A 15,188-nucleotide genomic window follows, 5' to 3' on the forward strand; every position below is an offset into this window, starting at 1 on the left:
TTTATCTATTTATCATAGATTTTGACAAGGCAAGGCACGTTATGATGCATCACAAAATTCAAGAAGATGTAAGGAAGGTCTTTAATATTACTCTATGGCCTCAGCAGCGTTAAGAAACTTCATATAAATACTATCCTCATCTGTTTTTTCAATAACTTCAGACGCAATACTGCGACCGGCCACTTGCTTGATCTCATTAGCTTGCATTGGAAGACGCGGGCCAACAAATGAACTAAATGCTATGGCCTCCAGTTCTTCAGAAGACTCAGACAGGATTACATTTCCGTTTTCATCATGCTCAATGAAATAAGTAACGCCATTTGCCAATACAACGATATTACTTCCGCTTTGAAGCGCTTCTTTTACTAACTTTCTATCTTGAGAATTGATGACATTATCATCGAGTTTAATTGTTTGGGTATTATTTGAGTTTGCTACGAGCTTCATTCCTCCATTATTAACGATAGATGCAGTTCCAGATGAGGTTGAAGATGAGAAACTACCAGAAGAAGCTGACCTACTAGAAGCAGTGGCTGGAGGACCTGGGGCAATATTAGATACAGAAGGAGTTATTGCTCCACTGCTTCTACTAATATTATTAGAGCTTCTATTAAATGGATTCTCTAATTCACTTGAGGCAGTAGCAGCTTTCTTTGTATTCGAAGGTTTATCACGTTGCGATTTTTCACTATTATTAACATTTTTTGTAAATTCAGCGACTTGATTTTGTAATTCAGAAATCTGCTTTCTTAGACTATTTTCGGTATCCCTTAATTTATCAGTAGAATCACTCGTGATTTTCTCATCCTGATCAATTATAACATCACTAATCTCATCTTTATTGTCGGAGTAAGTTTCATCACGAGACGATTTAATAGAATTATTTTGAACTATAGATGATGCTAGATTTTGCCCATCCATTTGATTTGGTAAGTTTTCTCTTTGTTCCAAGTTTTTAGATAAATACTCAGCACTTTGATCAAAAGTATTATCTGTTATTTCTTCAGAAATAGGTTGTTTATTTGTTGTAAATGAAGAGTCAACTAATGACGATTTATTCTTTGTTCCAGATTCACTAAAGCTTGCAATTTCATTTGAATAAGATGTTTTTATATCGTTAAAAATTGTACTTGTATCGGCAGTTGAACGATAGACTTTTCCATAACTAGAAGCAACTTTTGTATCAATTGCTGTTCCGACTGAACCACAATAATACTTAGCAGAAAAGATATCTTGCCCACCAAAGTTTTCATTGGACTTAGAAAATTCCACGGCCGTAATACCTTCCATAACCTCATCTGTATTAGCTGGGTTACAGGCATATTCTAGTGCTTCAATTCTATCTTTACACTCATCAACAAGTTCTTTATTAGAGTTATGAATTGTTTTCCAAAAAATTGAGTTGGCCTTTCTTTTTACAGTCAAGTCTTCTGACTTATCAAGGTCATTTAGAAAATTTGAAACCTCTTCAAGATCATCGAAATTATTCACTACATTTTTAAGGAAATTAATATTTAGAGTTGTTAAATAACTTATGATGAAATCATTTTCATCTTTTGTCGAAAAAATACGTTCTTTATAATTCAGTGTACCTTCGTTACCTCTTGTTTGGTAATAGCGAATACGATTATCTTCATCCGCTTCAGCAATCGCCTTTTGACGATGGCCATAATATTCGTGTCGAAATAGTTCGTTTGATTCAATAAACTTTTTAACTCTTCCAAGATACTCATCGCTAAATTTATCAACGCCATGACTTTCTTTATTAAATTCGTTATACACAAGATCAATAATTTGTGAAGAATCTGATACTCTCCTATTATCACTACCGTAAAACTCATTTACTCTGTCAGTAGCATTATCAAAAATATGTGTTAAGCGAGTCTTTGCATCTTTTAGATTGCCATCACCGTCTCTAGAACCTTTTGCACTAAATGATAATTCAAATTTTTCATCTAAGGCATTTTTAACATCTGCATTAAAGCATCCCTTAATTTTTTCACTTATTTTATCAATATCTGATTCTGTACAAGAAAAGTCTGGAGAAGCTCCATTATTGATATGATATTGTTCCTTGTATTTATTAAAACTAAAGGCATTGGACTCTATTAAATTAAAAAGGTCATAAACTCTATTTGCCATAATACTGTTATAGGACTTACTTTTAAAGGCTTCAAAAGAATTATCAGGTATAACAAACTTCTCAGGTGAAGTTGCTGCGACTTTATCGACACAGCGACAATATTGATCGACATTAATCTTTTTTTCGTTTGGTTTTTCAGTATCAAAACTATACAGATCATAACGACAGGCATAGGCTCGATCTTTGAGATCATCTTCTAAGTCAGTCACAACATTCAATGGTGTCTGTTGTGGAACAACACTTCCAAAACAGTCGCCACTATTTGAAAATATTGACTTTGATAATACTGACGGAGGGAGTTCACTCATATTGCTGGTAGGATTATTATAGTCTATTGATTGAGATCTTCTCGAGTGATCAAATACATTTTGATAATGTTCAATCTGCTGTTGAAGGTCACGACTATTAAGACTTCCCCCTTGTGTTGTTAAAGCAAATAAACTAGAGGAAGCTGAGTAAACTGATTGATGAAAAAAGAATAGAGTAATAATAGTCGTTTTAAATTTCATTTTATTCCTAGATACTTGATCTGTTTTATCCATCGGATAGTTCAACTGATTCCTAAAGTGACCAAAATCTATTGATAGAGGTCATCTCGAGGATTTTATTATCTCAAAGAACGACTATAGCTACATATATAGTTTACAGAGAAAACTTCTTTAATACATAAGTACCTAAAATTTGATTTACAAAGATGAAATAAAAAATAAATGGCATTTAATGAATAAAAACTCTTTGCGCCAATAAAGTGTGGAATATGTTTAAAATAAATATAAAAAAAGGCCATCCTAAGATGGCCAATATATATTATAAATATATTAAGTTTTTACTACTCTGATATTTCTGCAGCATCTAAAAATTTAGAATAAATACTTTCTTCTTGTGCTGCTGTCTCATCTTTTTCTGATGCAATTTCTCGCTTAGGCCCATCTTCAGCCTTAGGCTTTGGTAATTGTGGACCCTCTTGTTCTGGCCCCATTACACCGGCCATCACCTCTTCGGCTGTCTCAGATAGAATAACGTTTCCTTCTTCATCTTGACCAATATAGTATACGCGTCCATCTGTTAGAACAACGCTAGTGCTTCCATTTGAAATTGCCTCTGCAACAAGTCTTTGATCGCTTTTAGCTATATTTGAATTAGAAACAGTACCGCTAACAGCTCTAGAAGATCCAGAGTTTCCAGATAATCCTAGGCCTCCAGTTGCACCTAATTTATTTATTGCAGAAAGTCCTTGTCCGGCCGAAGAGAATGAAGATGATGATGTCGCTGCCGGAGCAGTTGGAACAGCGGCACTACCAGTTGTGGCACGGCTCGCTTGTTGTGGAGCAAAAGCATTGTCTCTACGTACATTATTCCCCGATCCAAAACCAGCAAAGTTATTTGAAGTAGGCTGAGGTTTTTCTACAACTTTTTCTTCTTCGTTTAGACTATCTTCATTTTCTTCTTCTGATTTCTTATCACGACTTGCAATTGCAGAGTTTAGCTCAGAGATCTGTGCCCTAAGGGCATCTAACTCTTTTTTAAGAGCGTTATTTTCATCAACTTGAGCAGCAGATACTGACTCTTCACTCTTTTCTAGCTCTTCTTCAATATTTTGTGCTTCTCTTTCAATACGATCTTTAACTGACTCAATCTCTTCAACTGATGTATTTGGGTTTGATACAATTGCTTGCATTGTATTACCATCAATCACGTTTGAATCTGGAATATTATTAGACGAGTTCATATTATCTAATAAGTTCGCTGCTTCAGAGAAATTGTAGTCTTCTTCAGTAGTGGTTTGAGTGCTCGTTGAAGTTGCAACAGCATCATCGATTTCTGGTCCACTATTATCAAGTATCTGATCTCCACGTCCTGTTGTATTAACAATTGTTTCAGTTCCAGAAGCAGTATCTGTAGAGTCTGGGCTATCTGAGAAAACTTTTTGTTTTTCAGATTCTTTAACTTCAGCATAAACTTGCTGTGGTGTTAATGTTTCAATCTCTCCAGCTCTAGAGTTTGCTACTTTCGTATCAATTAAATCACGATTTAGTACTTCACAATATAGTTTAGAATTTTTAACACTTGAATCATTATCTAATTCACTATTTGCATCGATAAACTCTTGAGCACTAACATTTGTCATTACTTGCTTTGCATTAGCAGGATCACAAGACTCTTTTAGCTTTTGTATCTTTTGAGAACAAGAGCCCATATTTTCCTCATAACTAGACGCTAAATAATCTGCCATCGAAGTTCTTATACTTGCAAATGTTTCAGGGTTTCCTTGAGTGATGCCTTCAATGATGTCATTTTTATAATTTGTATTGTTCTTAAACTCAGGTCTGTTCCCCAAACTCATCATCGTTTTATCGAATAAAAGTAGAGCAAACATACCAGCGAAACTCTTTTCTTGTTGATCAGTTATATCAAAAACAGTTTTTTCAACAGGAGACATAGCAATCCCTTGACTTCTCAGATCTGTGCGCTTTTTGATATTATACATATCCACATAACGCTGCTTGTGAGCTTGGAACCCTTGCCTTAAAAGAGGACTCCTATTTAAGAAGTCTCTTACTTGACTTAAATACTCATCAGGAAATCTTCCTGTACCATCATTATTTTTAGCAAAACCTACAATAATTAAATCAGAGAACTTTTGAGCTTCACGCTTAATACGCTCATCATCGTCCCCTTTGTTACTAGAGTTCTGGTCAACAGAATCATCTCTAAAGTCTTTAATTTCTTCATTTGCTTTATTAAAGATTTGGGAAATTCTATTATTAGCTTTACTACTGAAGATTAAGATTTCATCTTTTAATCCATTCTTCTCATCAATTAGATCTGCTGCAGGCCCCTCAAAACACTGATTAAGCTCTTTGGCCATCGTATCAATATCATCTTCAGTACATCCAAAGTCACCTGCTTCAAAATTGTATAGATCTTCAGCTTTATCTAAATCCTGATATCGGTGCGCATTCTTTCTTAATGTCTGAAGGAAGTCAGTTACTCGATTAGCAATAATATTTTGATAAAAGCTTTTTTGAAAATCATTTAAAACATCATCATCTGATAAATCTGCGTGACTTTCTTCTGATGCTAAGTCACCGACACAGCCACAATAGCTTTGAGAATTTAATTTAGTTGTTAGGCCCTCTGAAGAATCAAATTCTTCAAGATAATCCTTACATACAGACGAAAAGACTTGGTAGTCACGTCCCCAGCTTAGAAAACTCTTAAATATACTTTCATTAGAAGAAAATCCATCTAAAGAACCACACGGCTGCGATGAATCGTCATCGAATCGATAATTAAAATCAAACTTTGGACTATAGATATTTATTTTAGGTTCATTACTATATTCTAGGTTTATATCTCTACTATAAGAAAAATCAGTATTATATGCAGGACTCATTAAGTACTGGTCAACTGATTCTGAATCACTAAATTCAGTTATAGAAAGAATTGAGTTATCTGGCTTATCAAATTCACTCATAGCATTGTACTCTTGAGCTTTATATTCAATCATCCCCTGCTGAGCTCGAGAGGCGCTAGCTTCTAGTGAATTATTCCCCGCAGCACCATCAAGACTGGCCGGAGATGCTTGCACGACTTGAGACGAATCTAAACGAATATCATTCGCAAATGTTGTCTGAGTGGCAAAGATCAAAATCAATATTGAATTTAAAGCTCTCATTTCCTTCCTCACAATATAACTCTTCTTAATTTATCGGTTATTTATTAAGATTTCTTGAGTAACTGATCACTACAGTAAGTTTCTCCCTACTATTATTTTCACTTGAAATTGAGGTGGAATAAATGAATTCAGGCCATTATCTTAAAGATAATTTTTTTATACCCAATAACACGCTAAAATTATTGAGTTTCGATAATCAGTCTAAGAAATAGTCATCAAAATTTGGACATTATTTTCTGCCAATAAATAGACACAATTAACAAATTCCAGGGCCAAAGTCCCTTAGCTTTTCCAGATGAGAAGTAATTGTTGCCATGGCATATGACTTAAGACGCTCTGGTAAATCAGGGTAGATTTCCTTAAAAATCTCTTCGATTTCCTTGCCTTCACTAACACATTTCCTTACTTGCTCTTCTCTTTCTAAACGATGCTCTAGTGTCTTCTTTATCTTAAGAGTTCCACCAAGACAAATACCATGAGAAGGCATAATAACTTGAGGATCTATATCGATAACATTTTGTAAGGATTGAAAATACTCTCTCATACAAGAGCCCTTACCACCAATTGTTACGGTACCAACAGTTTGGATAAGGTCTGAAACGATCATCCAAGCACCATCGACTCGGTATAGAGAACTTTGCCCAAAAGCATGACCACCAGTTGTAATCAACTTCACATCCACCCCACAAGACTTAACAACGATATCACCATCTTGATAAAACTTAACATCAAACTCGTTGAAGTAATCTTTATCGAAGTCTTCTAATAGATGATCATAAGTTCCTTTAGACATTGAAAATGAAATACCGAGCTCTTTTGCCAGTCTTCTGCTGTATTCATGATGATCAGGATGATGATGAGTTAGAAAGACTTCTGAAATGTCATGTTCACCAATAGAGTTAAGAAGTTTTTCATATTCATCACTATTTTTAGGAGAAGGATCGATGATAATTTTCTTGTGCCCGTCATCACCAAGAACAAAACAATTTGTGCGATTTGCTGGAGGAAATGTATTAGAAAGTGGCATATATTGACGTAAACCAAAGAGAGGCTCAATCATAGGAACACACTTTTTTGAATCATATTTTAGATTTGCATCTAAAAAATCAAGGCTTGCTATATCTCGATCTAAGTCTTCTAAAATTGTAATCATTGGAGGGACAACAAGCATTTGCCCTTGCTTGTATGATTCAAAAGCTTCGTGGCAATTAAACCATTTCGTATATGCAATTTCACCTTGATCGAATTCAAATTTAATATCCTCAAGATGGGCTTCATCTTTTATAAAGATCTTAAAATAATAATTTTCAAAGCGATGTGGATTAAAGTCAGGTGTTACGGCCAGTGAATATTTTGCGATATCAATAATATGCCCAGATAATTGGAGATCATCTAGGTCAATATTTAACTCTTCTTTGATTTCTCTTTTTAGAGCGTATTCAAGATAATTATCCCCGCCTTCTAAAATATCTTCTTTATCAACTTTACCACCAGGAAAAGAGGTATACCCAGGAAAGGCCCTTAGATAATTTTGTCTCTTCATGAAGAGAACTTTTTCACCACAAATAAATATAGCTGATACTGACTGTTTCAATTTATTCCCAATTCATTAAATGCATTTTGCGCTTTTTCATAACGTACATCTCGATAACCTTTAATATTATCAAGTAACTTTAAAGCATGATACTCATTATCGACCTTTTGTAGGCCATTAAATAAGAAGTCACGAGTTGTTTTAGCTATTGCTCTTTCCTTATGATGCCATGATGGAAGAAGAGTTCTAAGCACCCTAAAGTGTCGCATTAATTTTAATTGCCAATTTTTTGGTGAGATATCAAATTCAATTTTCTTATTTAAAATATCAAATGAAGGACGATTAATTCGTTGTTTTACAATACCTGTACCAAGTGCACCATAAGTTTTGTCCTCCATTTGTTTTAAGAAAGGAGAAAGCATTAAGTGAGCTACCATAACTTCATCTTTTACAAAATATGTTTTTGCTAGAACTTGAGTTGCTAAGACACGGTTCTCTTCACTTACAATAGTGCTGATGGCACGAGCTCCTGATATAAATTCCGTTGTATCCTTTCCTCTATTATAAATAAATTGATCATGTAGAATTTGTATTAGATGTCTTTTTTTCATCCAAGGAATATCAACAATTGCTTTATCTAAGTTTTCTTTAAACTTAGAAATAAAATAATTTGTATTATGCCATGGAAGAAGAGAATCTTTTAAAGACTCAATAGCTAAATTCAGAGTTGTCTCTTCTTTAACTTTTAAATCATTATGCTTTCTTTCAAACTCTTCGACACCTAGAGATGCCATTTCTTGTCCAAGTCTAAAAGCTGCAATATTATTATCGACTTCACTTTTCTTAATTGAGTTTCCAAGAGCGTCCAATAAGTCTTGGTCACTAAAAGGAACAAGTCCCAATTGATAAGCGTAACCTAAAATCATACTTGAAGCATAGACAGCTTTTCCAAAGAATAGATTACACCACTTCTTAAGTGGAACCATAATGATTCTCTCATCATTACGAGACTTAACTTTCTCAATAAGTTTTTGTTTTGTAAGACTTTCTTCAGATAGTCCTTTATCTAACATAATAGAGAGTGGAACTTGATAAGAGTCATCAAAAACAGCAACACCGTTTTCACTATGAAGGAAGCCTAATTGTCCAATTCCATCAAGTAGGTCTGGACTTAAAAGTACATCAGAAGCTCCTCGAGGAGTTACGGCCCCCATTGACTTTGTTTTATGACATATCGACATATGACCCGTCACATTCCCATTTCTTTGAGCAAGACCCTTTTGATCCATAAACTTGAAGTCCAGATCGTCACGGCCTGCCATCTTAATACTTGCGTTTGCAATAATTTTAGATATGGTTGTAATTCCTGATCCACCGACTCCTGTGACGACCATACGCCAAGTATCACCTTGAGCAATATCGTCAAAAGTTTTCTTTGTCTCAACATCTTTTAAATCAAAATCTAAATGTGAAAAGTCACTTGGACGATACTTTGTAGGATGAAAGTTTTTAACTGTTACTTTCTCAAAACTTGGACAGACCTTAAACTTAGTACAATAGCTATCTGCTACGCAAATTGTAGGGTCAATTCCCATCTTTGTCCCATAGGCATCAAATACTTGTGTCAGGCCAGGACATCCTGTTTCTTCAATACAAACACGACAATCTTCACATGCAGAAGTATTAATTTGATAGAAAGTCTTCTCTTTTAATACTCCACTATTTTTCATCGTATTTCTTTCACTGGCCCTAACCTTGGCCTGATATGTAAGAGAACACTCTTTATTAGAAATAATGACCTTAACACCTTTTTGTGTCACAAAATCTCGCATGAGATTCTTATAAAAATAACGATCACTTGGATGAACTTCTTTAGCAGTCTTTACTCCTAAATTTTGAACAATATTAAGCATATCTTGTTTAGGTCTCTTGCTACCTTCTACATTAATTTGTGATGCAGGGGTCATCTGGTGCCCTGTCATTGCTGTATTGTCATTATCAAGAAGTATATAAGTTATATCGTGATCAGCTTGTACTGAATTTGAAATATCTGTTATCCCAGAATGGAAGAAAGTCGAATCTCCCATAAGGACTACTGATGGATTCTTAGTAAATAAGTCCATACCAGCACCGAGGGCGCCACCTTGTCCCATGGCCGAAAGATTATGCATTTCTCCAAACGGAGGTAGAAATGATAAAGAATAACAACCTACATCACCGTGAGTAATGAGATCAATATCTTGAGCCTTTAGCCAACGACGTAAGTCTTTTAATAATGAGAGAGTTTCTCTATGAGGACATCCTGGACAAAAAGTAGGAAGTCTCTTCGGTAAGATTTCACCAAAGTTACGTTCTTCAAATGCTAGGCTTTTACATTGCCCAATTTCAAGAAAGTCCTTAAGGGCCTCTAGTTTCTCACTGATGATTTCAAAACTTAAACCTCCATAAGCAGGAAAGCCCTCATTTTCCCCAAACTCCTTACCTACGATCTCAATTTCAATACCGTGTTTTTGACAAAGCGATCGTACTTCACCTTCTAAGAATCCTCGTTTTTCTTCCACCACAACAAGTTTTTTTAATCCTTTTAAATAAGGAATTAATAAATCATCCACAAGAGGAAAAGAAGAAGCGACTTTATATAAAGAGAAGTGTTCTAGATAATCCCCTTCTTCTAAGCACTGCTTTAAGGTTTCAAAAATAACACCGCTTGAGATAAATCCAATTTTTGAATTCTCATTTCCAAACCTTGCATCAAGTTTCATTTCTTTTAGAACTTCTTTCACTTTTGGAAAGCGTTCTTTGATCATAGAAATATCTGCAAATAGAGAGTTTGGTGGAACCATAACGTTTTTTTGTAGATCAAATGTTGAAGGATCAACGTCAATTAACTCACCATCAATCTTTGCTTCCTCAAAACACTCAACTCGTCCTCCACCTTCAGCTAAGAAAGTGCTTAATAGAAGTCCTTGATAGAGACTCGTTTTTGATGAGATCTCTTTTGCTTTGGCGATCCAATCCTTCAACTCTGTTGGATTTGAAGGTTCAAGAAATGACATATGTAGATGCTTAAATAAATATCTTGAATCAGCAGCTGTTGAAGTTGACATTGACCATGGGTCATCACCAACACAAATGACAGTTGCCGGATAAATTTCACGGCCATCTATTATTTCTGGTCTAGCAGGATTAGCAAAGTTACCAACACTAAGAGCATCACTTGCCACATGTAGCCCCATCGACTTCATTGCAACTAAACAGTCTCGACCTGCTTGCTTTACACCACTTGCCATGGCCGCTGCATTTGCTTCAGAGTTTGCAATAACTACACGAATGCCTTTTTCATGCATCTCATTTTTCTTCTTATATAAGATATTAAAGTAATCTGCTAAAGGTGATCCTGGATAACCAGTATATAGGTTAAAGCCTGCTTCAAGTGCACCTTGAATGATTAATTCATTCCCGTTAAGAATTCGATATTCTGCCATATGTCCTCTAAATTTAATTGAGAAATGAGTATAGTGATTTAATCGTGTTTTTTGACGTACCAGCGCGTCACTTTTTATAATTTTTAATCGATTGTAAACACAATCTTCTTCTTAAATGTCGTGGTAAGTTTCTGAGGCTTAAACTTCCAGTTAGATGCCACTTTTAAAACAGCAGTATTAAATGCGTCATAACTGGCACCTTTAACAAGCTCTACTGACTCGACCTTCCCACTTGGATTAACCTTTATCAGGACCTCTACAATGCCACTTGCGCCAATACGTCTTGCACTTCGAGGGTATAAAGGAGCAACAAATTGTAGAATTTGATTATCAAAAGTCTTAGCTGTAACCACTTCTTGTTGTCTCTTTTGAGATTTCTTATATAACTTTTCTTCGACAATTTTCTTTTGATTTTGTTTATCTTTTTCTACAGGTTCCTTAAACTCTTCTTTTTTTATTGAGTGGGCCTTAATCTGAATATCAATCCCCATACGCTCTCGCTGCATCTGCTTTCTACCTTCACGTAGATTTGTGAAGAAAATAACAGCATGCACCAAAAGACTTATTGCAAAAAAGAAGAACCAAAATCGATGTTTCATAGGCCTATCATAATGCATCTTGCACCATATGGGAAAAGTCGTTACTATCTGCTCCATATTAAGAGAATCAACAATATTAAATTATACAGCAAGGAAAGTTTTATGAGTTCAAAAATCTCTCCAGAAAATCCATTAGGGGTTTTAGCAATTGATCACCTCGAGTTCACATGTGACTCACTAGAAACTAAGACTAAGGACCTATTCTATACTTTTGGTTTTTCTAAAACATATGAAAACCAAGAAGAAAAAAAGGAGCTGTTCTCTCAAGGCCAAGTTCGATTCCTTTTAACAGCAAACGAATCTGGACACGCAAGAGAGTATTTAAATGCTCATGGTGAAGGTGTTTCGACAATTTCTTTCTTAGTTGAAGATTGTGAATATGCATACAAGACAGCACTTGAGCGTGGTGCTGAATCCCTACAAGAAGTAATCACAACAGAAAGTGAACACGGTGTTTATAAGAGTGCCAGAATCAAAGGCTTCGGAGATGTCGCCAATGAATTTATAGAAAGACCAAAAGCTTACTTTCGTCCAGACTTCAAAAAACTAGAAGAAGACCCAAAGGCCCAACCTCTTGCTTCAAGAGTGGCCAGAATTGATCACCTAACAAATAATGTTCCAAAGGGTGAAATGAAGAAATGGGTTGAGTTCTATGACCGTGTTTATGGATTTAAGGTAACACGTTATTTTGACATCAAAGGATCAAAAACAGGGCTTAACTCAGAAGTTGTCCAACTACCTAAAGGTGAAGTAATTATACCAATTAACGAGCCAAAAGAAGCTGGTGGAAAAGACCAAATTCAAGAGTTCCTCGATCTACATAAAGGAGCAGGTGTTCAACACATTGCTCTAACTTGTGGTGATATTCTTTCAACAGTAAAAGATTTAAGACAAAGAGATATTAAGTTCCTAGATATTCCTCATACATACTATGAAGATATTCCAAAAAGAAACTTCACTGTAACTGAAGATCTAAGCGAGCTTGAAGATCGTCAATTACTTGTAGATGGTGATGAGGAAGGCTACCTCATCCAAAACTTTACTCAAACTTATGTTGGCCCACTATTTTTTGAATTTATTCAAAGAAAGAATCACAATGGTTTTGGTGAAGGAAACTTCCAGGCCCTCTTTGATGCTATTGAAAGGGATCAAATCGCAAGAGGATACCTGGACTAAGAAATAATTAAATTCTTTTAAGACAATCTGAAATGCTTTGCTTTCTTACAGATGTAGGAACAAAGCATTTCTTGTCTACTGTTATATCTTGCCAAGACTCATAAGCAACCTTACGAATCTGGATTAGTTCCTGAACAAAGCTTTCTAAAACTTCGTAATCAGACTTGTCTGCACAATCAAATTCAAAATTAGTACAAACAACATCTTTTGAAATAATTAAATCTTCACGATCCATACTAACAACAACGTGAGTGTTGTGAAATGGAAGGAATGACTCAACTACATATACTTGTAGATCTCTAGGTGCAACACAAGTTGCTAGTGCTGCTTTAACAAGTAAAATTGCGAATATTGCTCTCATTAAGTTTTTCATATTTTACTCCGCCCTAAGGCATAATCATTTGTTTCATAATTTATTAACTGTGAAGAATATAAACTAAATCAGCAACGCAAAGGGTTATTTTGAACAAATTTCACCGTGCGTTATAAAAATCTCATCTCTGATATTAGTTTATCCTAATATCTAATTATTCTACTGTCTAAATCATTGAAAACACGTCAAGAAATGACTCAACAAGCCTATTCAAAAAGGGTCTTCTATTCCTACAATATTGCTTTATTTAACTAAAATTTTGACACTCATGAAGAAAGGACGCTTATGTATAAGTTAATCGCTATTTATAAAATACCAAATGATATTGATGCTTGGGAAAAGCACTACTCAGAAGTTCATACTCCCCTAGTTAAGAAAGTTCCAAGCCTCAAAGAAATCCGTCTCAATCGCATTACAGGTACACCACGTGGAGCAAGTGACCTTCATGTTATTGCAGAATTGGTATTTGAAAATAAAGATGATTTTAAAACAGGAATGAGCTCAGAAGAGAATATGGCCTGTGGAAAAGACTTATTCAATTTCGCAAAGGAAATTGTTTCTGTTCACTTTGCTAAAGAAGAAGTGATCTCACTTTAATTAAGGAAAACTCAATGAGTAATATTTTATGTGAATTTCCATATAACGATCACAAGCATATTGCCCTTGTGAAACTTAATCGCCCAAAAGTTCTAAATGCCCTCTCTACAGACTTAATGCGAGAGTTAGTAGACAAGCTTTTTGAACTGGATGACAACCCTGAAGTCAGAGTCATTATTCTAACAGGTAACGATCGAGCTTTTGCTGCTGGAGCAGACATTGCACAAATGGTTGAAGCAACACCAATTGATCAAATCAATAATAATCGCTTCCGCTCATGGCAACAACTTGCTCAAATTACAAAGCCAATTATTGCGGCCGTAAATGGTTACGCCCTTGGTGGTGGATGTGAATTGGCCATGCATTGTGACTTTATCATTGCCGGTGACAGCGCAAAGTTTGGCCAACCAGAAATTAAGATTGGAACAACTCCAGGAGCTGGTGGAACTCAACGCCTTACTCGCGCCATTGGAAAATCAAAGGCCATGATGCTTGCAATGACTGGAGAGATGATTGAGGCCAAGCAAGCACTTGACTGGGGACTCGTTGCCAAAGTTGTACCTAGTACGACACTAATGCAAGAAACATATGAGACAGCAAAGAATATCGCAAACAAGGCCCCTGTTGCAATTAAGCTTATTAAAGAGTCTGTTAACAAGGCCTTTGAAATGAGCCTAAGTGACGGTGTCGACTTTGAACGTCGTAACTTCTATCTTACTTTTTCAAGTAGTGATCAAAAAGAAGGTATGCGAGCATTCTTAGAAAAACGCGACCCAGAATATAAAGGTAATTAATCATGAGTGAATATAAAAACATTATAGTAGAAAAGAAGTCATTTACTGGAATTATCACTATTGATCGTGAAGAAGTTTATGGCGCTCTCTCTAAGGAAGCAAAGTTAGAAATCATTCAGGCCATAAGAACTCTAAATAGAGACGATGAGGTTGGATGTCTCATTCTAGCATCGAAAGGAAAAGGCTTCTGTACAGGACAAGACTTAAATGATCGAACTGTTCAAGCAGGAGAAAAGCCTGTTGATTTAGGTGTTACCTTAGAAACAGAATGGAATCCACTTGTAAATGCAATTTCTAACTCTAAAAAACTCGTTATTGCAGCAATTGAAGGTGTTGTTGCTGGTGCGGGTGTATCTGTGGCCTTAGCTTGTGATCTTGTTATTGCAAAACCAGGTATCAAATTTGTCTCTGGATTTTCAAAACTAGGTCTTTGTCCAGATGCAGGATCAACGTTCACATTTACAAGAGCTTTAGGTCAAAAGAAGGCCATGGAATTCTTCCTCTTCAATCAACCACTACTTTCAGAAGAAATGGAGAGAGCTGGTCTAATCAATAAGGTTAGTGAAGAAGCATTTGAAGATGCTAAGAAGTGGGCCGATCAAATTAATGCCATGGCCCCTTTATCGCTAAAAGCGATTAAAGAGAATATTAAAGTGGCCACAGACTCAACATTTCAAGAATCAATGGATCGAGAAACTTCTTATCAAAGATTTCTAGGAAATAGTGAAGATTATAAAGAAGGATTAAATGCCTTCTTTGAAAAGAGACAAGCAAAATTTTTAGGTAAATAAAAAGACGAATTAATAAT

Annotated in this window: 10 protein-coding genes; 4 read left to right on the top strand and 6 right to left on the bottom strand. The window is 35.4% G+C overall.

Translation table 11 applies throughout. The features are described 5' to 3' along the window. Nucleotides 1–87: 87 nt before the first annotated feature. The 5 genes from DAY19_RS13680 to DAY19_RS13700 all read right to left on the bottom strand — a co-directional run bounded on the left by DAY19_RS13680 (nt 88) and on the right by DAY19_RS13700 (nt 11,440). Complete coding sequence (locus DAY19_RS13680) at nt 88–2,652, bottom strand: hypothetical protein (RefSeq protein WP_133296979.1); 2,565 nt, start codon at nt 2,650–2,652, stop codon at nt 88–90. Nucleotides 2,653–2,972: 320 nt separating this feature from the next. After that, nucleotides 2,973–5,822, bottom strand: coding sequence for a hypothetical protein (locus DAY19_RS13685; RefSeq protein WP_115363399.1), 2,850 nt, complete (start codon nt 5,820–5,822; stop codon nt 2,973–2,975). Between the two features lie 256 nt (nt 5,823–6,078). Further along, complete coding sequence (locus tag DAY19_RS13690) at nt 6,079–7,416, bottom strand: NUDIX domain-containing protein (RefSeq protein WP_115363401.1); 1,338 nt, start codon at nt 7,414–7,416, stop codon at nt 6,079–6,081. Then, nucleotides 7,413–10,841: a thiamine pyrophosphate-dependent enzyme gene (locus tag DAY19_RS13695; protein WP_115363403.1), complete on the bottom strand. Its 3,429-nt coding sequence runs from the start codon at nt 10,839–10,841 to the stop codon at nt 7,413–7,415. The genes DAY19_RS13690 and DAY19_RS13695 overlap by 4 nt, the downstream gene beginning before the upstream one ends. Before the next feature lie 83 nt (nt 10,842–10,924). Beyond that, complete coding sequence (locus DAY19_RS13700) at nt 10,925–11,440, bottom strand: energy transducer TonB (RefSeq protein WP_158536915.1); 516 nt, start codon at nt 11,438–11,440, stop codon at nt 10,925–10,927. A 102-nt stretch (nt 11,441–11,542) separates the two neighbouring features. Here DAY19_RS13700 and hppD point away from each other — a divergent pair, with 102 nt between their 5' ends. Then, complete coding sequence (gene hppD / locus DAY19_RS13705; RefSeq protein WP_158536916.1) at nt 11,543–12,616, top strand: 4-hydroxyphenylpyruvate dioxygenase; 1,074 nt, start codon at nt 11,543–11,545, stop codon at nt 12,614–12,616. 7 nt (nt 12,617–12,623) lie between these two features. Here hppD and DAY19_RS13710 read toward each other — a convergent pair whose 3' ends face one another. After that, a complete protein-coding gene (locus DAY19_RS13710) occupies nt 12,624–12,989 on the bottom strand; it encodes a hypothetical protein (protein WP_115363408.1) in 366 nt (121 codons plus the stop codon). A gap of 285 nt (nt 12,990–13,274) precedes the next feature. On the opposite strand from DAY19_RS13710, the gene DAY19_RS13715 reads away from it, so the two are divergent. Genes DAY19_RS13715 through DAY19_RS13725 form a run of 3 tightly spaced genes read left to right on the top strand, consistent with a single transcriptional unit; the run spans nt 13,275 to nt 15,171 of the window. Beyond that, complete coding sequence (locus DAY19_RS13715; protein ID WP_115363410.1) at nt 13,275–13,586, top strand: EthD family reductase; 312 nt, start codon at nt 13,275–13,277, stop codon at nt 13,584–13,586. A 14-nt stretch (nt 13,587–13,600) separates the two neighbouring features. Continuing rightward, a complete protein-coding gene (locus tag DAY19_RS13720; protein ID WP_115363412.1) occupies nt 13,601–14,380 on the top strand; it encodes an enoyl-CoA hydratase-related protein in 780 nt (259 codons plus the stop codon). Nucleotides 14,381–14,382: 2 nt separating this feature from the next. Beyond that, nucleotides 14,383–15,171 (top strand): enoyl-CoA hydratase/isomerase family protein, encoded by a 789-nt coding sequence (locus tag DAY19_RS13725; protein ID WP_115363414.1) that lies wholly within the window; start codon nt 14,383–14,385, stop codon nt 15,169–15,171. The last annotated feature ends 17 nt before the right edge of the window (nt 15,172–15,188 follow it).

This window comes from Halobacteriovorax vibrionivorans (genome assembly GCF_003346865.1).
GTDB lineage: Bacteria > Bdellovibrionota > Bacteriovoracia > Bacteriovoracales > Bacteriovoracaceae > Halobacteriovorax_A > Halobacteriovorax_A vibrionivorans.

Excerpts from the sequence above, each read along its gene's own strand:
- DAY19_RS13725 (WP_115363414.1), top strand. The coding sequence starts at position 14,383 with ATGAGTGAATATAAAAACATTATAGTAGAAAAGAAGTCATTTACTGGA.
- DAY19_RS13710 (WP_115363408.1), bottom strand. The coding sequence starts at position 12,989 with ATGAAAAACTTAATGAGAGCAATATTCGCAATTTTACTTGTTAAAGCA.
- DAY19_RS13720 (WP_115363412.1), top strand. The coding sequence starts at position 13,601 with ATGAGTAATATTTTATGTGAATTTCCATATAACGATCACAAGCATATT.
- DAY19_RS13715 (WP_115363410.1), top strand. The coding sequence starts at position 13,275 with ATGTATAAGTTAATCGCTATTTATAAAATACCAAATGATATTGATGCT.
- hppD (WP_158536916.1), top strand. The coding sequence starts at position 11,543 with ATGAGTTCAAAAATCTCTCCAGAAAATCCATTAGGGGTTTTAGCAATT.
- DAY19_RS13695 (WP_115363403.1), bottom strand. The coding sequence starts at position 10,841 with ATGGCAGAATATCGAATTCTTAACGGGAATGAATTAATCATTCAAGGT.
- DAY19_RS13700 (WP_158536915.1), bottom strand. The coding sequence starts at position 11,440 with ATGAAACATCGATTTTGGTTCTTCTTTTTTGCAATAAGTCTTTTGGTG.
- DAY19_RS13685 (WP_115363399.1), bottom strand. The coding sequence starts at position 5,822 with ATGAGAGCTTTAAATTCAATATTGATTTTGATCTTTGCCACTCAGACA.
- DAY19_RS13680 (WP_133296979.1), bottom strand. The coding sequence starts at position 2,652 with ATGAAATTTAAAACGACTATTATTACTCTATTCTTTTTTCATCAATCA.